Raw genomic sequence first — 17,864 nt, forward strand, 5'->3', positions numbered from 1 at the left:
AAAACTATTTACTGTTTTTCTTTATAATTTCTTGAGCCAGATTGATGTAATTAACTGCTCCTTTACTGGTAGCGTCATAATTAATGATGCTTTCTCCAAAACTTGGTGCTTCACTTAATTTTACATTACGCTGAATAACGGTATCAAAAACCATATCGTTAAAGTGTTTTTGCACCTCTTCTACAACCTGATTGGATAAACGCAATCTCGAGTCGTACATGGTTAATAATAATCCTTCAATGTCAAGATCCGGGTTGTGTATTTTTTGAATACTTTTTATAGTGTTCAGTAATTTTCCTAATCCTTCAAGTGCGAAATACTCACATTGAATCGGAATAACTACAGAATCAGCCGCTGTTAATGCATTTAAGGTTAGTAAACCTAATGAAGGTGCACAGTCGATAATGATATAATCGTATTCGTCTTTAACACTTTCTAATGCTTTTTTAAGCATATATTCTCTGTTTTCTTTATCAACCAATTCGATTTCGATGGCAACAAGGTCAATATGAGCAGGTATCACATCAACATTTGGAGCGGTACATTGAACTATAGTTTCTTTTGGGGTGTGACTATGTTCAAGTATTTGATAAGTACCAATTTCTACAGATTCTACATCAATCCCAAGGCCAGATGTAGCATTTGCCTGAGGATCAGCATCTATCAGTAATACTTTTTTTTCTAAAACACCTAATGAGGCTGCAAGATTTACAGATGTAGTAGTCTTTCCAACGCCTCCTTTTTGATTAGCAATCGCAATGATTTTGCCCATTTATTTTCTGAATTTTGAACCGTAAAAATACAATTATTTATGGTTTTTGAAAATCTATTTTGTTAACATTTAAGAAACTTCGATTAAGCGTTGTTTTGTGCGTGTTTGATTTGGGATTTTTTTTATTTTTAAGGGAAAAAAGCTGTAAAATTTAATTTTTTCAAATTCTTTAAAAAAAAGTTGAACAGGGTATAAATGAGATTTGATTTTCATTCCCAGTAGTTTATAAGATCGTTTTTAGTTTTTGCAGGCAGGACTTCAAAATAAATTGCTCTTATTTTTAAAATTGTTTTGGATAAGCCGAAAATAGTTCTATCTTTGCAGCCGCTTACGGGGTGTAGCGTAGCCCGGTTATCGCGCCTGCTTTGGGAGCAGGAGGCCGCAGGTTCGAATCCTGCCACCCCGACAAAAAAGCCGAACAGAAATGTTCGGCTTTTTTTTGTTCTATGCAAATTATAGTATTTTCTATTTATCCTTTTTTGTTTTGATCCTGATCTCCATCCTGAGGTACTGTGTTTTCTGAATTACTGGTGAACACATTAATACCAATAGAGATACCATAAAACAATTTTTTATTGTAAACCCATGCTGCGGCTTCCGGTGTTCCATCGCGATTGATCCAGTCAAAACCAGCGCCCAATCCAAAGGAGAAGTTTTTGTATGAAATCATAGCATTAATATTAGGTGTAATGGCAGGTTTTTCTATTGGAGTAGTGATTTCAAGATTTCGAACAGAATTTTTATCAATCGATATGCGGGTTATGGCTACACCGCCAAGTCCTGTGATCGCCCAGTTTTCTGTAAGGTCATACCGCAGTCCTGCAGCAAGTCCAAGGCTAAGGTCAGTGGACCATTTACTCGGGATGTCGTGTGTGCGAGGTCGAATTCTTGCCAGATAGCTTATAGTCCCATATGCAAAATGATATTTTGATTGTGGAACATATACCGCTGCAAATTTTTCAAGATCTGAAACGGGTACTTTAAAATAGGCATCCGGAAGATCATCTAATTTTTCTTTGTTTAAGGTTTTGGCTGCTTTTTCGGTAAGTTTGTACTCTTTTGCAGTGGTAGCTTTTGCAGGTTTAAGTTGCTCTTCTTTTATGCTTTTTCGGGATTCTTTTTCATTTGTAGTTTCTGTAACATTATAGGTCAGATAAGAATTTGCTCTATTTGTGTTATTATAGTATAAAAACTTTATTATAAAATGGGTGATAACATTTCTGGAGTTTTTAATTTCATTGTAAACTTGAAATCTTGCCCCTATAGGTGCTCGAAGTGGGATATTTTCATCGTCAGTAATTTCGGTTCCGGCACCATCTACTTTTATTATTTTGGGAGCATCAGTAAAAATATAAGTTGTTTTCATATAGCCAGGACTATCAGAGGTAAATCGCTTTACCTGAGTGTAGCCATTTAAAAAGAATAATAAAAAAATAGAAAGAAAAAGTAGTTTTGTTTTCATAGTACTTATTTTAAGTTGTTATCGATAAAAATACACAAAAGCGAAATGTACTCCTGCGAGCGATTCTAAAAACAGGTATAAATACTTGGTTATAAAGTATAGAAAAGTTAAAATGTTTAACACTCTTACAGCTTGCTATGTATGGGTTTGATTAGTATTTGATACTTTTATTCTTAAGTAATAAAGAAAAGACTACAGCAGTGTTGTCAGAATGTTTTTCTGTAGCCGTAGAACAGACTTTTTATTTTGGTTCTATTTGTAATGCTCTATTTCAGAATAACAAAAACTGATTATGTGGATTCCCATATCCCACAATAAAAACTTACTTTTGCACCATCAATTATTAATACAATCATAATTATGTCAAATCTTATTGAAAAAATTAAATGCCTTATTATAGGTTCTGGTCCTGCAGGTTATACCGCTGCTATTTACGCTGCCAGAGCTAACATGAATCCAGTTTTATATCAGGGAATGCAGCCGGGAGGCCAGTTGACTACAACAAATGAAGTAGAGAATTTTCCGGGTTATGTTGACGGTGTTACCGGTCCAGAAATGATGATTCAATTACAAGAACAAGCAAAACGTTTTGGTGCTGATATTCGCGATGGTTGGGCAACTAAAGTTGATTTTTCAGGAGACATTCATAAAGTTTGGATAAACGATACTATCGAATTACACTGTGAAACGGTAATTATTTCTACTGGTGCTTCGGCTAAATATTTAGGTTTACCATCAGAGCAACATTACTTGCAAATGGGTGGTGGTGTTTCTGCTTGCGCGGTTTGTGACGGATTTTTCTACCGCAATCAGGAAGTAGTTATTGTTGGAGCAGGAGATTCTGCTTGTGAAGAAGCACACTATTTGTCTAAACTTTGTAAAAAAGTAACCATGTTGGTGAGAAGCGAAAAATTCAGAGCTTCAAAAATCATGGAAGATCGTGTTCGTAAAACAGAGAATATTGAGATTTTAATGAATCACGATACGGTTGAAGTTATTGGAGACGAACAGGTAGTTTCTGCTATTAGAGCTAAAAACAAAACAACAGGAGAGATTTTTGATATTCCTGCAACAGGATTTTTCGTTGCAATTGGTCATAAACCAAACACCGATATTTTTAAAGACTATCTTACTTTAGACGAAACGGGATATATTATTAATACTCCGGGTACTTCTAATACCAATATAGCTGGTGTTTTTGTAGCCGGTGATGCTGCAGATCACGTGTACCGCCAGGCAATTACGGCTGCAGGTACCGGATGTATGGCTGCTTTGGATGCTGAAAGATATTTGGCTGGTAAAGAATAATCTTAGTTTACAGTCTCAGTTTGCAGTCTCAGTTTACAGTCTCAGAGGGCTGTTTACAATAAAGTAAAAAACCGTTTCATATTTTTGAAACGGTTTTTTTGTTTTTACTGTTACTATTTGAATAGCCCCTGCTTTAGCTGGGGATAAATAATTAAGAGGCGCACAGTTGGCTTTAGCCGAAAGAAGCACGATATATTTTGGCTGTAGCAATATTCCTCCAGCTAAAGCAGAATGTCATTAAGTTAAGGATTATCAAAAAAAGTCTCACGCAGATTTTAGCGGATTAAAATAAAAAAATCCGCAGAATCCGCAGAATCTGCGTGAAAAAAGCTCCTAACTTAATAACATTGAGCTAAAGCAGGAGGCTATTCAAAATGGTCCTTTTATAAATTTTTTAATTTACAGTATAACAATTCAGAAAATGAGATACAACTTGCTTCGTTTTAGGGATAAGAAAACTAGGAACTTGAATTAAATAGTAGCAGTCCCGAAAAGAGTAAACCGTAACTGAGACCGAAAACCGAAAACTGAGACCGCGACTGAGACTGAAAACTAAACACCCCCTACTTAATCTTCTTAATAAGCTTAGCTTCTTCAGAAAAACGAGTTAGTTGTATCGTTGGGTTTCCAAGAAGAGAAAGTTCTGCATGGTCACCAACGGCTATTGCAATGGTAGTTTCTGCCAGAATACTTGCTGTCGCATAGTTCTCAACTGTAACATTAGAATCTTTTAAAGTAAATTTTGTTCCCGTGAAAATAGAATTATTGTCTAAACGAATGGTTGCTTTTTCGGCAATACCTTCAATAGCAGCAACAGCTTTCTGATATAAATCACATTTGAATTTTATGGCAGATACCAGTGTTTTAATCGAAGCGCTTTTACTTAATTGTAAACTGGCGTCTTCTGATTTTAAGTTGAGTTCAGTTTTTGATTTGTCGTCGGCAATCAAAGTGAATTTTTTTGAATTGACATTCAGGAACAGTTTAGAATAATCTAGGCTATTAAACGTAATGTCGTCTAACTGAACTTCCTGAAGGGCGTAAATAGCGGCTTCATTTTTTGCAATTACATTTTTAAAAGAGTTTGTATAGGTAACGCGAACAATCAGTTTTTTAAAAATTGTAGTTTCTTTAGAAGTATACAAACGAAGTGTTCGGTCTCTAAGGTCCATTCCAATGATGTCGTGAAGATTGTCATCGGCTTCGATTTTGATCTCGTTTTTCTCTCCTTTTTCCAGGTAAACTTCCAAATTATCATCGGCTTCAATACCATCAAATTCTCCTACTTCTTTTACCGAAGTGGTTACGATTTTAGACCCTTTTATTTTCTCTCTCTTTTGTGCGAAAGTTACCGTTGTAAGTAATAATAATAGGAGTAAGGCGGTGTTCTTTTTCATTAATTCTATAATTTGATTTTAGACAAATATAAAAAAATCATCCACTTTTGGTGAATGATTTCTTCTATATTTAACACATTAGTAAGGTTTAACTCTTGCTAATGTTCCCTCCCGAACTCGCTGTTTTTTCAATAATTTTAGGAGTAGTGTCATAATTTATGTTTCCTCCGCTTGAAGCTTCCGCTTTTAGACTTACTATAGGATGTACATTTATGGTTCCTCCGCTCGAAACATCAGCATGAACTTCGTTTGCTAATAATTTCTGTGCATCAATAGTGGCTCCGCTGGATGCTGAAGTGGTGATTTTTAATGCTTTCCCTTTGATATTAATATTACTTCCGCTTCCTGAATTGCAATTAATATTGTCAGATTCTACATCAACCATCATGTTAGCAGCACTAGAGCTTTCCAGACTTATATCTACTGCACGAATGGTGTTTTTGCTTTGTACATTAGAAGCGCTTGAAGCTTCCAATTTATCAATAACCGGCATTTTTACCGTCACTGTTTTCATTGTAACATTTCGGAAAGAACTAAATTTACAGCTAATTCTCAATGTTCCGTTTTCTACTTTAGTAATGATGTTGTCCTGTAAATTGTCATCGGCTTCAACAACAACTTCCGTAGAGTCAGATTGTACGATAACCAGATCAATGGCATTGCTTACGGATACGTTTTTGAAATCTCCGTTAACGATTCTTTTTTCCTTAGTAACTTTTCCGCTTCCTTCAATACTGTTGATGTTACCGCAAGAGGCAAACAACAATGCAGTGATAGTAGCAACTACAAATTTCGTAATATGAATGATTATTTTTATCATGGCTTAGTTAATTTTGATTATTACTCCGTTTTTGTCTGTGGTTAATTTTCCGGTAGTTTTTTTACCGTTTAAAACTTCTTTTCCATTAATTTTAATCGATACTTCTTTTACAGTATCTGTAACAATATTGTTTTCTTCGTCTGCATCCTCATCAAAGTCATTTTCATCCGCTGGACAATTAAGACATTTAACTTTTGAACCTTCTACTTTATAGCTATAGTCACCGCTAAAGTGTAAATTGAAGAAATCATTTTCAGAATCATCGTAATCTTGTACAGAAGTGTCCGGTTTAAACAGCTGTCCTTCCGGCAAGTACAAATATACATCAACTTCTTGTCCTCTGAATTTATTTTTAACCCCTGTTAAGAAATAATTGTCTAAAACTAATTGATTTCCATTTAGTTGAATTTTATAGTCAATTTTTTCGGCTCTTTGTTTGGCAGCTGTAAAAGAATTTCCTCTGGCGGTTTTTTCTATTTGTAAATAAGCAGTTGCATTATCGGTACGCAAAACATGTAAACGTACATCATTTGAGTAGATTAAGGCATTGTTTGCAGAATCCTGTACAAATTCGAAATCTCTGTGATGATTCAGGCCTTTAGCATAATAATCATTGTATCTGAATTTTACAAAAAGGGTATCCTGAGGGTTAATGTTGATTGTTTTTTTCTCCACTACTTTATTGTCGTATGAAAGTTCAGTAGCTTGTTTTATTCCAACACTTATTGCAATAGCTACCGCAATAATCCAAACGGCCAACAACGTATATTTAGTAATGTTTCCAATTGATTTCAGGTTTGGTGACAATAGTTTGAAACCTAAAAGTGTCAAAAAGAAAAACGGAATTCCAACAGCAAAGAACATTAGTAAACCAAACACCCAGATCGGATAGTCGGTAAAATTTCCTGCGTCAACAAAATTCTGCCATGGGAACTCAATAAAAATGTTTGATCCCAAAGTAAAAACGCCAATCAACAATAAAATTAAAGTTGATATTCCTGACATGATCAAAATAATTCCTAAGAACTTAGCAAAGACTTTAAAAACCGTCATGATAAAGTCTCCAAATGAACTACTTATTCTCTCAGCTCCCGACTTTACCTGGTTTCCCATTTGATCATAATCTGCATTTTTAAATTTGTCAGATAAAGATTCAATTTCTTCACGAACCTTTTTTTCAATGTTGCTAATGGTTACCGGTTCCCCTGTCATTTCCAGTTTTTCAGATGTTGTAACGGCTTCCGGAGTTACAACCCAAAGAACGAAATAAGCTAAAATTCCTGTTCCAAAACCTGCGAAGACAAATATTAAGAATAGAATTTTTATCCAAACTGCTTCAATTCCAAAATAATGACCTAAACCTGTAGCCACACCACCAAGCATACCTTTCTCTTTGTCACGGTATAATTTTTTGTGTTTTCTGGTACCGGATCCATTAAAGGACTGGTTTGATTTTTCTTCGTCTTCAATGATATAATCTTCCGGCTGACCCATAACTGCAATCACCTCATCAACGTCTTTCAATGCCACAACATGTTTCTCGCTTTTTTGTTTTTCTGTTAGTAATTCAGAAACACGCATTTCGATGTCTTTAATAATTTCATCCTGTCCGGAAGAATTATTCAGGGATCGTTTTATAGCGTCAAAATAGCGCGTTAGTTTTACATATGCATCTTCATCGATGTGAAAAAACATACCTCCTAAGTTAATATTTACTGTTTTGTTCATGACTATTGTTTTTGATTGGTGATTAGTTTTACGGCGTCAGACAATTCTGTCCAGGTACCGCTAAGTTCGTTTAAAAATGTTTGTCCTATTTCAGTTAATCCATAATATTTTCGTGGTGGTCCTGAAGTTGATTCTTCCCAACGATAATTAAGTAAGCCGTCGTTTTTCAATCTAGTTAAAAGTGGATAAACAGTTCCTTCAACAACTAGTAATTTGGCGTTTTTTAAAGTGTCTAATATTTCTGATGTATATGCGTCTTTTTCTTTTAATACTGATAAGATGCAAAACTCAAGAACACCTTTGCGCATCTGTGCTTTTGTGTTTTCAATGTTCATAATTTCATTTTGTTTTTTTTAGATTGAACAATTCGTTTTTTGATTGATGATGATTGATTGATGATTGATTGATGATTGATCTCGAATTTATTCTGTTAGAATTAGCTCGTATTGTCGTATAACTTTTAATCTTTTACAATTACTTTATAAAAGGAATTGTGAGTGGGTATTTGTAATATTCTCCGTTTGATGTTTTTATAGAAGCATAAATGATTAAAAAGAACTCTACTACTTTTAACATTCCAAAAAGTAAAACCGCCGTTGCTCCAACGCTTAATAATCCGATATGCCCGTCAAAGTTGAAATTTCTGATTACATAGTTGTCATTGTAAAGAAAAGCTTCGATCGGAATATTTTGCAATACTACACTGATGAAAATCGGAATTGCAATTAAAGCCAGAATCAAAGTGTAAAGCAATAAACTCAATTGAAAATTCAATACCTGTTTTCCGTGGTGGTTTACAAATTCTGATTTGTCTTTGTAACCCGTCCAGATCAGGATTGGAAAAATATAATTCCCAAATGGAATAATATATTGACTTAATGCACTAAGATGTGTGAACGTTGCAGTGTTCTTTTCTGATGTTGTTTCCATGATGAGTAGTGTTGATGTTTCCATGATTAAAAGTATATAGTAATTTCTTATGCAAATATATATCCAAAAGACAGTATCTTGTTTTGCATAGTACCAAATGTTAACAAAATTTTAACATGTATAAGGTTTTGAACAGGCATTAAGAAAGCTGAAAATCAGCGTTAATACCAGTGTTTACGGCTATTGTAGGAAAGTAAGAAGAATTTATTGTGCGTGCATAGTTTTTTTGTATTTTTACATAAAAAAATAAATAATATGGCAGTTTCAGTTTCCAAACTCAACAAATTTGTATTATTCAAGTTACCCTCAGCGTTCATTTGTGGCGTTCGGGTAAAAGCAATCGACAAAGACAGTTGTATCGTAAGTGTAAAGCACCGTTGGATTAATCAGAATCCGTTTAGTTCGATGTATTTTGCGGTTCAGGCAATGGCGGCTGAGCTAACAACAGGCGCTTTGGTGATTTCTCAAATTCAGGAAAGCGGAAGAAAGATTTCTATGTTAGTAGCCAACAACAAAGGGAACTTCACTAAAAAGGCAACAGGCCGAATTACATTTGCCTGTAACGACGGGCATTTAATAGCTGAAGCAATTCAGCAAACTATAGCAACCGGAGAAGGACAAACTTTCTGGATGAAATCTATAGGTACCAACGAAGAAGGCGTTCAAGTCTCAGAAATGGATTTTGAGTGGAGTGTTAGGTTAAAGTAGGTTTTTTTTTGAGTGGAGGTTCAAAGGTACAGAGGCACAAAGGTGAGGAGGTTTTTGAATAGCTTTTCCTGGAAGTAAAATATATAAAAAACGAAGCCGTTTCATGAATTATGAAACGGCTTTTCTTTTTGAAATTAACAAAGATTACTTCTTTTTAGAGCAACATTTTTTACTGTCTTTTTTAGACATGTCACAAGTTTTTGCGTCAGATTTAGATTTTTCTTTGCTTGTTGTTTTTGCTGCTGTTTCTTTTTTAGCTGCCGGTTTAGTTTCCTGAGCTGATATACCAACTGAAAATAAAGCAACGGTCAATACTGTAATTACTTTTGTCATTTTTTGTGTTTTTGAAAGTTGATGATTCTGTTTTTGAACGAATCAAATATAAAAGGATTTTCGGTTCGTAAGAATAAGTGTATTGTTAATGTTTTTGTAAATGTGAATTGTCAGATGTTAAAATGTAAAATGTGAACAGTCTTGAATCTGTTTTTTTATTCTTGTTCCTCAGAGTCATACGACCTTTTTATGAAAAATTGAATTAACATTGTTATGAATAAAACGATTATAAAAAAGAAGTTTAAAACTAATAATCCAACAAAAGGCATCCCACAATGAGATCGTCCCTCTAAATTAGAACTAAGGATTTCAGAGGATAAGAAATAAAATACAATTTGTGAAATAAAACTAATCAAACACACTTGAGATAAATTTAATTTTATGCTTTCTGCGATAGCTTTTCTTCCAAATAGTATTTGAAAAATTAATGGTGAAGTGACTAATAAAAAGAGGATAATTCCGGACATAAAATTTGATTTGGGTTAATTGTTTATGTGCTTTGTCAAAATTAATGCCAATTCAAACCGAATGTATAAATAAAATTGTTGCTTTCTTTTTTTTGATTTAAAAGCCTTAACCCTTAATGTTCTAAGCAAACTTATTAACTTACATGGTTAAAAAAACTACTATTAATAATTCAAATTAACACCAAATCCAACACCCATATCACTGTCATAATGTGTTGTGATCCCTAAGTTTCTGGTTGCAATGTATTTTAAACCGGCCATATATTCCTTATCTGTATTCCACATTAAATTCATTCGCAAACGTCTGGATAACGGAATGTCTTTTCGTTCTAATTGGAAACGAACATTTCCATCCGTATACACTTCAACTTGCGCTTTTACCAACATGGGTAGGGTGTATTCTAAACCGGCACTAAAAACAGAACGATTGTCTTTTGTGTTTTTTTGTCCGAAAAGGTTTTGTTCTTGTTCGTCCATTCCCATTTTTCTGTAGCGCCAGTCAAAACCAATGAAAGGCATCAACATTTGATTTTTACCGATGTAGCGCCCAATATGGGTTTCGGTTTCGTAACCGTGACGGTCGTTGTAACCCAATCTCCATTCGGTTCCAATGCTCCAGCGGGTGTTGCTGAACATGGCTTCCCCATCATTTCCGTTGGTAGCAAAGTCATTTTCTGCCATAAAATGAAACATTCTATCGTCCATTTTTAGCATTTTGTAGGCCATTTTCGGGTCTTTAATCAGCTGGTTCGGTGCTGAATTTTCATAACTGAAAATACGTCCCATCCCTGCCATCATATGGTATAAAATATGACAGTGAAAAAACCAATCGCCATCTGCATTCGCCTGAAATTCGATTGTATCGGTTTCCATTGGCATGATGTCAATTACGTTTTTTAGGGGCGAATAGTCACCATGTTCATTCAGGATTCTAAAATCATGCCCGTGTAAATGCATCGGATGGCGCATCATTGATCCGTTGTACAATACAATTCGAACGGTTTCTCCTTTTTTAATTAAGATTTTGTCGGTTTCAGAAATCACTTTATTGTCCAGACTCCATACATAGCGGTTCATATTTCCGGACAATTCAAAACGTAATTCTTTTACGGGTGCGTCTTTTGGAAGCGTTGTTTTAGTCGGTGATTTTAGCATTCCGTAATTCAACGTAACAATATCGGCAGTTTCGGTGCTGTCCGTTGCCATTTGCATTCCTTCGCTATTATGTTGTGAATGATCCATTGGCTTTGCTGTTTCCTCTTCGCCTGTAATTTCAGGATACATGACGGCATTCATATCCATTTTATTCAATGTCATGTTCATGCCCATGTCGTTCATGTCGCCATTCATTTTCATCATATCGTTCATCATTTTCATCCCTTCAAAATATTTTAATTTCGAAAGAGGAACGATCGGTTGTTTAATTCCATTACCTAAATATAAAGAAGCTGCGCCTGTTCTGTCTTCGGCTGTAGCCAAAAAAGCAAAGGATTTATTGTCTTCGGGAATGGTAACTACAATATCATAAGTTTCAGAAACGGCAATAATCAGACGATCGACTTCTACGGGTTCAACATCGTTACCATCGCTGGCCACGACTGTTATTTTTCCACCTCCGTAAGTCAGCCAGAAATAGCTGGAGGCTCCTCCGTTTGCAATTCGAAGCCTGACTTTTTCTCCGGGTTTGAATTGTGAAAGTTGGTCTTCATTTTTTCCATTGATTAAAAACTTCTCATAATACACATCACTTACGTCCATGGCATTCATTCGTTTCCATTCATTCGTCACCTTGGTCGAAAAATGGCCTTGTTTGATGGCTTCGGCATAACTCTGTGTGGTTCCTTTTTTTATAGCAAACCAATCGTTGGCGTTGTGCAGCATTCGTTGTACATTTTCGGGTTTCAAATCGGTCCATTCACTCAAAATAACCGGAACCGTTGGTAAATCGTCAATACCTTTTCTAAAAGTTGGATCGTCTTTCTTTTTATTGATGATAAAAAGGCCGTACAACCCCACTTGCTCCTGAAGTCCGGAATGACTGTGGTACCAATACGTCCCGTTTTGTATAATTGGGAAACTGTACTTGTGCGTTGTTTTTGGTGCAATCGGCATTTGAGTTAAATACGGAACACCGTCTTCTTTATTGGGTAAAAATAAACCGTGCCAATGCAATGAAGTATTTTCTTTTAATTCGTTGTGCACATAAATTTCGGCAGTATCTCCTTCTGTAAAAGTTAGTGTTGGCATTGGAATCTGACCATTTACGGCAAAAGCGTGTTTTTCCTTTCCGGAAAAGTTGACGATTGTATCGCGTACGTACAAATCATAGCGTACGATTTTCTGGGCTTTCATCGTGATAACAACAAAAAAGGCTAAAATAATATAGTAAGCTTTCATAAGAGTTTAAAGTTTTAAATTTCGCAATCGCAATGCATTGACGATTACAGATACGGAACTCAGACTCATTGCTAAGGCCGCCAACATAGGCGAAAGCAGAATTCCAAAAAACGGATATAAAATTCCTGCTGCAATTGGCACCCCTAAAACATTGTATATAAAGGCAAAAAACAAGTTTTGTTTGATGTTTGACATTACACCGTGGCTGAGGTTTTTGGCCTTAACAATTCCGTTAAGATCTCCTTTTACCAAGGTTATTTTGGCACTTTCTATAGCAACATCGGTTCCGGTTCCCATGGCAATTCCGATATTGGATTGTGCTAAAGCCGGAGCATCGTTGATTCCGTCTCCCGCCATGGCCACAATTTTTCCTTCGGCTTGCAAACGTTGAATTTCTTTTAGTTTGTCTTCCGGTAAACAATCGGCTTTAAAGGAAGTCAAATGCAAATGATCTGCTACTGCTTTTGCGGTATTGTGATTGTCACCGGTTAACATAATCACTTCAACACCTTGATCAATTAAGGCTTTGATTGCTTTGGCACTGTTTTCTTTGATGGCATCTGTAATGGTTACATAACCCAAAACAGTTTGGTCAATTGCGATATACGAAACCGTTTTGCCTAAGTTTTGTTCTGCGATGATCTTGTTTTCAATAGCTTCAGAAATAGAAGCCTTAACCTGAAGCATCAGTTTTTTATTTCCTAAGGCTACTTTTTTAGCATTAACTGTTCCCAAAACTCCTTTTCCGGCAATAGTTTCAAAATCCGGAACTTCTACTGTGGTACTGTTTTTAGCTTTTGCGAAATTTACAACGGCTTGTGCCAAAGGGTGTTCACTGTATTGATTTAGTGAAGCGATACTTTGCAATAATGAATCGACATCATTATCGACAGCATAAATTTTTTCAACTGACGGTTTTCCTTCTGTGATGGTTCCGGTTTTATCCGTAATCAGAACATCGATTTTGTTCATGTTCTCTAACGCTTCCGCATTTTTAATTAAAATACCCAATTGAGCTCCTTTACCCACACCCACCATAACCGACATCGGAGTGGCTAGTCCTAAAGCACAGGGACAGGCAATAATTAAAACGGCAATTGCATTGATTAATCCGTACACATAGGCGGGTTCCGGACCAAATTTCGCCCAGGCGATAAACGTTAGAATCGAAATCAATACAACAGTAGGTACAAAATATTTAGCGACTTTATCGGCTAATTTCTGAATCGGTGCTCTCGAACGGCTGGCATCATTTACCATTTGAATGATTTGTGAAAGCATGGTTTCTGAACCTACTTTTTCGGCAATCATAACAAATGATTTGGTTCCGTTTATGGTTCCTGAAATGACAGCATCGCTGACTTTTTTATCCACAGGAATTGGCTCTCCGGTGATCATCGATTCGTCGATATTGCTTTCACCTGAAGTGATTTTTCCGTCTACCGGAATTTTCTCTCCCGGTTTTACACGTAATAGATCTCCTTTTTTGATGTTGTGAATAGAGATTACTTTATCTGTTCCATTTTCTACCAATGTGGCCTCGGTTGGTGCCAATTTTAATAATTCTTTGATCGCGCCGTTGGTCTGTCCGTGTGCTTTTGCTTCCAACAATTGTCCGAGTAGAACTAAAGTTATAATAACGGTTGCGGCTTCAAAATACAAATGAATCGTTCCGTGATGTGATTTGAATTCTGCGGGAAAAATATCCGGAAAAAACATTCCGGCAATACTGAACAAAAAAGCAACGCTGGTTCCGATTCCGATCAGAGTAAACATGTTCAGATTCCAAGTAAGAATTGATTTCCAGGCACGAACGAAAAACATCCAGCCGGCATAAAAAAGCACCGGAATCGAAAAAAAGAATTGAACCCAATTCCAATTTTCAATAGACATTAATTTGTAAAGCGGATTGTTCGGAATCATTTCCGACATCGAAATAATAAAGATGGGTAGCGTAAATAATACGGCAATCTTCATTTTTTTTAGTAAATCTAAATAGGTTTTGTTTTCATCATTTTCTGAAGCTTGCATCGGAACCAAATCCATTCCACAAATAGGACAGTCACCGGGTTCATCCGAAATAATTTCCGGATGCATCGGGCAGGTAAACTGCGTATGGGTGATGGCAATCTGTGGTACTAAGTCCATACCACAGACCGGGCAATCTCCTGCCTTGTTGTAAGTTTTGTCTCCTTCGCAATGCATTGGACAATAAAAGACTCCTGTAGCGTTATGCGGGATAACAGTCGTTTTTTTTTGTTCGTGATTTTTATGCTCATGCCCGTTTTTAGAAGAACAGCAAGATTTAACGGTTGGTTCTTCAATGTCTTTCGACGATTTCATTTCAATGGTATATTTTCCGGCTGCAGTTAAAACTTCTTGAAATTTTTCTGTCGCAACATGTTTGTCCATTGTGATCGTTGCCGTTTGTGGATTTAAAGTCACGACGGCTTGTACGCCTTCAATCGTGTTTAAAGTGTTTTCAACCTTGGTGCGGCAACCATTACAGGACATTCCTGAAATTATATATTGATGTGTCATTGCTTTGTTCTTTTAATATTACAATGCAAATTTCCGAAGTAACGGTTACTTCTTGTTGTATAATTTTGAGTATGATTTGTAAGATTTACAAAATTTTATTTAACCGCAAAGTGCGCAAGGTTTTTTTTTGATATGCTGGGCTTTGTAAAAACGCAAAGTTCGCAAAGCTTGGTCTGGAAAACTTTGTGCGTTCAAAATAAATAAACAGGATATTTTAAACCATATAAGTAATGTAAGAAAATGTAAGTTTTAATTTGAATGAACTTATATTACTTATATGGTTTAGAGTCTTTGTGTAAACCTTTGTGTTCTTTATGGTTATATTGATGCTTACAAATTCTCAATCTGAATACGTTTCTTGTCTTTCAGCTGCTTAAAATAGGTAGGTGTGAAACCTGTAATTTTTTTAAACTGATTGCTTAAATGTGCCACATTACTATAATTGAGTAAATCGGCGATTTCGCTTAACGAAAGTTCATTGTAAATCAGTAGTTCTTTTACTTTTTCTATTTTTTGGCTGATGAAATACTTTTCGATAGTGGTATTTTCTATTTCCGAGAATAAATTACTGAGCGTGCTGTAATCCTGGTTGAGGTTTTCGATCAGATAATCCGATAAGTTGATTTTGAGTTCATTGTTTTTATGATGCACCAGATCGATAATAAGGGTTTTGATCTTTTCGATCGTTTTGCTTTTTTTGTCATCAATCAAATCAAAACCTAAGGCGTTTAGCTTATGGAGTAAAGCTTCTTTTTGATTTTCTGTGATCGCGTCTTTTAATTCAACTTCACCTAATTCTACAGAAATAGTTGGAAGCCCGAGTTTTTCAAACTCAGACTTCACAACCATTTTACATCTGCTGCATACCATGTTTTTGATATAGAGCTTCATCTTTATTTGATCGTTTCTACCACATTTCCGCAAGTCAGCATCGATGAACCGTAGTATGGATTCTTAACGGCTTTTTCTTTACTCAACCAATTAGCATCTGCCATAGGGCAATATTGGTAATAAACAGGCTGAGATGCACCGGATGCTTTAATCAGTTCGTAAGTGTTTTTAGACAACGATTTGAAAGTCTCACGTTGTTTTTTAAGATCCTGATTAGATGAAATTGCTTTAGCATCAGAGGTCATTTTTTTCATGACTTTCATCCAGACATTGTGCTCGTTGTTTTTTAGTTTGTCCATTTTTACAGCGCCAATTGAAGCTAATAAAGTGGTTGCTTTCGCTGAAGATGTTTTTGCATCACTTTTGATAAGGGCATCTTTCAAAGCAAAATAATTGTCAAAAACAGCTTGAAGCGAATTGGAGTCCTGAACGTCTGCTGTCGTTATTTGAGTTTTTACTTCGTTTGCTGTTATGGTGTTTACAGACAAAGCTATTGTGATTGCTGCTAAAACAGCGTTTATTGTGTTTTTCATTTTGATATATTTTTAATAAGGATTTTAATTCCTTTAAATTAGTTTTTTTCTTTGAGAATTTGTGGGGTTGTGCGAAAGTTTAACTGCAAAGTTCGCGGGGGTTTGCGTGTAGGGGTGTGTTTCTTGCTCGCAAAGTCGCAAAGACGCTAAGTTTTTTGTTTCAAGTTTCAGGTTGAGACTGTGACTGTGACCGAGACTGTAAACTGAGACTGTTTTTCACCGACAAAACCCACTTATGGCTGTCACGAATACAATTACTTTATTTTAGGAGGCAACCAAATAGAGGTGAAACCATCAGAAATATTGGCTTCGTTGTAATAGGAGATCGTTTTTTTTGTTGAAAAATTGAAACTACTGGTTTGAAGTTCAAAATCATTCGAAGCAGGGATGCTGAATTGTAAGGATGAGGTTGTGCAATTGGTGTGACTGCATTTACCGTCACAATTGTGTTGCTCTTTTTCTGCGGGATTGGTGTTTTTGCAGCAGTCTTTTGTGCACTTGTCTTTTTCTTTTTTATCTGAAGAAATTTCTTTTTTTGGAGTATTTTTTTCTGTTTTATTTCCACATGCAAAACCATGACTTGGAATCAGGAAGAAACCAATGGTCAGAAAAAGGAATAATATGCAGGTTTTTTTACTCAAGAAAATCTTATTTGCAATACAAATTTAGGTAAAAATAGTTATCGGAGGATTCTTTTAAGATTTCAATAACTAAAGTCTTTTATAATTTGTAGGGTTCATGTTTTTTCTTTTTCTGAAATAATGTGACAAATGACTTTCATCAGTAAATCCAAATTCATGAGCGACTTGTTTGATTGACAGTTGGTTGTTTTGAAAACGTTTTTCGATCAAAGTGGTTCGTAAATTGTGAATGTAATCCCGATAGCTAATGGAAAAAGTTCTTTTGAAATAAGAACTAAAATAGGTCTGCGCGATATTAAAATGAGCCGCAATTACTTTGATCTGAACCAATTTTGGCTGATAAATATTTTGATGAATATAAGAAGTGATTTGCTCGTTGTCGATGGCATTTCCTTTAACAACCAGATTCATTCCACGTAGGGTTTCTTTTATCAAACCAAAGATGGAAAGGATTTGGTAGAACACGATCGGAGAATTAGATACATCGGTTTCGCAGTTGTAAGCGGCAATGTTTTCGATAGTATTTCGCAGTATTGTTTTACACGGATCGTCTAATTTCAGAACTATTTCTTTTAATGTTTTATCACGCATGAAACTTTCCGGAGTGTGGATTAAGAATTCATCGCAGGTCAGGTTTTGTTTCGAATTGAAATAATGATCCGTAAACTTGATATAAAAAAACCGAGTGCTTTTTTTAATATCAAAATAATGTTCGTCATCGGGCGAAATAACAAATAAATCACCTGATTTATACGGTAATAAATTGTTGTTTAAATGATGAATACCACTTCCTTTTTTGATAAAAATGATTTCATAATAACTATGAGAGTGGGGTGGCAGATGAAATTTTTCATCTTCAAATTCATCTATTACAAGTGTTTTGAATTGATTTAATCTTGGCATAACGTATATATACAAGTTTATGTCGTAAATATA

The 17,864-nt window shown here is 35.4% G+C and carries 16 protein-coding genes and 1 tRNA gene; 3 read left to right on the plus strand and 14 right to left on the minus strand.

Annotated features, from left to right (window positions below; genetic code table 11):
• Positions 1-4: 4 nt before the first annotated feature.
• A complete protein-coding gene (locus ACHRV5_RS14505) occupies positions 5-772 on the minus strand; it encodes a ParA family protein (protein WP_047774047.1) in 768 nt (255 codons plus the stop codon).
• Positions 773-1,103: 331 nt separating this feature from the next.
• Between ACHRV5_RS14505 and ACHRV5_RS14510 the strand changes: the two genes are divergently transcribed.
• Positions 1,104-1,178, plus strand: a tRNA-Pro gene (locus tag ACHRV5_RS14510).
• A 63-nt stretch (positions 1,179-1,241) separates the two neighbouring features.
• Here ACHRV5_RS14510 and ACHRV5_RS14515 read toward each other — a convergent pair.
• Positions 1,242-2,234, minus strand: a complete 993-nt coding sequence (locus tag ACHRV5_RS14515; RefSeq protein WP_395427239.1) for a hypothetical protein — start codon at positions 2,232-2,234, stop codon at positions 1,242-1,244.
• A 360-nt stretch (positions 2,235-2,594) separates the two neighbouring features.
• Between ACHRV5_RS14515 and trxB the strand changes: the two genes are divergently transcribed.
• The gene (trxB, locus tag ACHRV5_RS14520; protein WP_047774043.1) at positions 2,595-3,542 is read left to right on the plus strand and encodes a thioredoxin-disulfide reductase; all 948 of its coding nucleotides are present in this window, start codon (positions 2,595-2,597) and stop codon (positions 3,540-3,542) included.
• A gap of 563 nt (positions 3,543-4,105) precedes the next feature.
• Here the strand turns inward: trxB and ACHRV5_RS14525 are convergent.
• The 5 genes from ACHRV5_RS14525 to ACHRV5_RS14545 form a co-directional block, all read right to left on the minus strand.
• Positions 4,106-4,939: a GIN domain-containing protein gene (locus tag ACHRV5_RS14525; protein ID WP_395427240.1), complete on the minus strand. Its 834-nt coding sequence runs from the start codon at positions 4,937-4,939 to the stop codon at positions 4,106-4,108.
• An 88-nt stretch (positions 4,940-5,027) separates the two neighbouring features.
• A complete protein-coding gene (locus tag ACHRV5_RS14530) occupies positions 5,028-5,759 on the minus strand; it encodes a head GIN domain-containing protein (RefSeq protein WP_395427241.1) in 732 nt (243 codons plus the stop codon).
• Between the two features lie 3 nt (positions 5,760-5,762).
• On the minus strand, positions 5,763-7,487 hold the full coding sequence (locus ACHRV5_RS14535; RefSeq protein WP_395427242.1) for a PspC domain-containing protein: 1,725 nt from the start codon (positions 7,485-7,487) through the stop codon (positions 5,763-5,765).
• A gap of 2 nt (positions 7,488-7,489) precedes the next feature.
• Positions 7,490-7,822 (minus strand): PadR family transcriptional regulator, encoded by a 333-nt coding sequence (locus ACHRV5_RS14540; protein WP_047774036.1) that lies wholly within the window; start codon positions 7,820-7,822, stop codon positions 7,490-7,492.
• A 139-nt stretch (positions 7,823-7,961) separates the two neighbouring features.
• Positions 7,962-8,417 (minus strand): DUF4870 domain-containing protein, encoded by a 456-nt coding sequence (locus ACHRV5_RS14545; RefSeq protein ID WP_047774455.1) that lies wholly within the window; start codon positions 8,415-8,417, stop codon positions 7,962-7,964.
• A 255-nt stretch (positions 8,418-8,672) separates the two neighbouring features.
• On the opposite strand from ACHRV5_RS14545, the gene ACHRV5_RS14550 reads away from it, so the two are divergent.
• Positions 8,673-9,125 carry a DUF4442 domain-containing protein gene (locus ACHRV5_RS14550; protein ID WP_047774035.1) on the plus strand — a complete coding sequence of 151 codons (453 nt, stop codon included), beginning with the start codon at positions 8,673-8,675 and terminating at the stop codon, positions 9,123-9,125.
• Between the two features lie 144 nt (positions 9,126-9,269).
• On the opposite strand, the gene ACHRV5_RS14555 is transcribed toward ACHRV5_RS14550, so the two are convergent.
• From ACHRV5_RS14555 to ACHRV5_RS14585, 7 genes are all read right to left on the minus strand, one after another.
• A complete protein-coding gene (locus tag ACHRV5_RS14555) occupies positions 9,270-9,458 on the minus strand; it encodes a hypothetical protein (RefSeq protein WP_131701513.1) in 189 nt (62 codons plus the stop codon).
• Positions 9,459-10,087: 629 nt separating this feature from the next.
• Entirely contained in the window at positions 10,088-12,322 is a 2,235-nt protein-coding gene (locus ACHRV5_RS14560) for a multicopper oxidase domain-containing protein (protein ID WP_395427243.1), read from the minus strand.
• A gap of 6 nt (positions 12,323-12,328) precedes the next feature.
• A complete protein-coding gene (locus ACHRV5_RS14565) occupies positions 12,329-14,863 on the minus strand; it encodes a heavy metal translocating P-type ATPase (protein ID WP_395427244.1) in 2,535 nt (844 codons plus the stop codon).
• Positions 14,864-15,193: 330 nt separating this feature from the next.
• Positions 15,194-15,754 (minus strand): helix-turn-helix domain-containing protein, encoded by a 561-nt coding sequence (locus tag ACHRV5_RS14570; protein ID WP_395427245.1) that lies wholly within the window; start codon positions 15,752-15,754, stop codon positions 15,194-15,196.
• Between the two features lie 2 nt (positions 15,755-15,756).
• Entirely contained in the window at positions 15,757-16,287 is a 531-nt protein-coding gene (locus tag ACHRV5_RS14575) for a DUF3347 domain-containing protein (protein ID WP_395427246.1), read from the minus strand.
• Positions 16,288-16,541: 254 nt separating this feature from the next.
• Complete coding sequence (locus tag ACHRV5_RS14580; RefSeq protein ID WP_395427247.1) at positions 16,542-16,928, minus strand: hypothetical protein; 387 nt, start codon at positions 16,926-16,928, stop codon at positions 16,542-16,544.
• A gap of 69 nt (positions 16,929-16,997) precedes the next feature.
• Positions 16,998-17,831 carry an AraC family transcriptional regulator gene (locus ACHRV5_RS14585; RefSeq protein WP_047774024.1) on the minus strand — a complete coding sequence of 278 codons (834 nt, stop codon included), beginning with the start codon at positions 17,829-17,831 and terminating at the stop codon, positions 16,998-17,000.
• Positions 17,832-17,864: the final 33 nt, after the last annotated feature.

The organism is Flavobacterium sp. FlaQc-52 (genome assembly GCF_044007495.1).
Classification (GTDB): Bacteria; Bacteroidota; Bacteroidia; order Flavobacteriales; family Flavobacteriaceae; genus Flavobacterium; species Flavobacterium cupriresistens.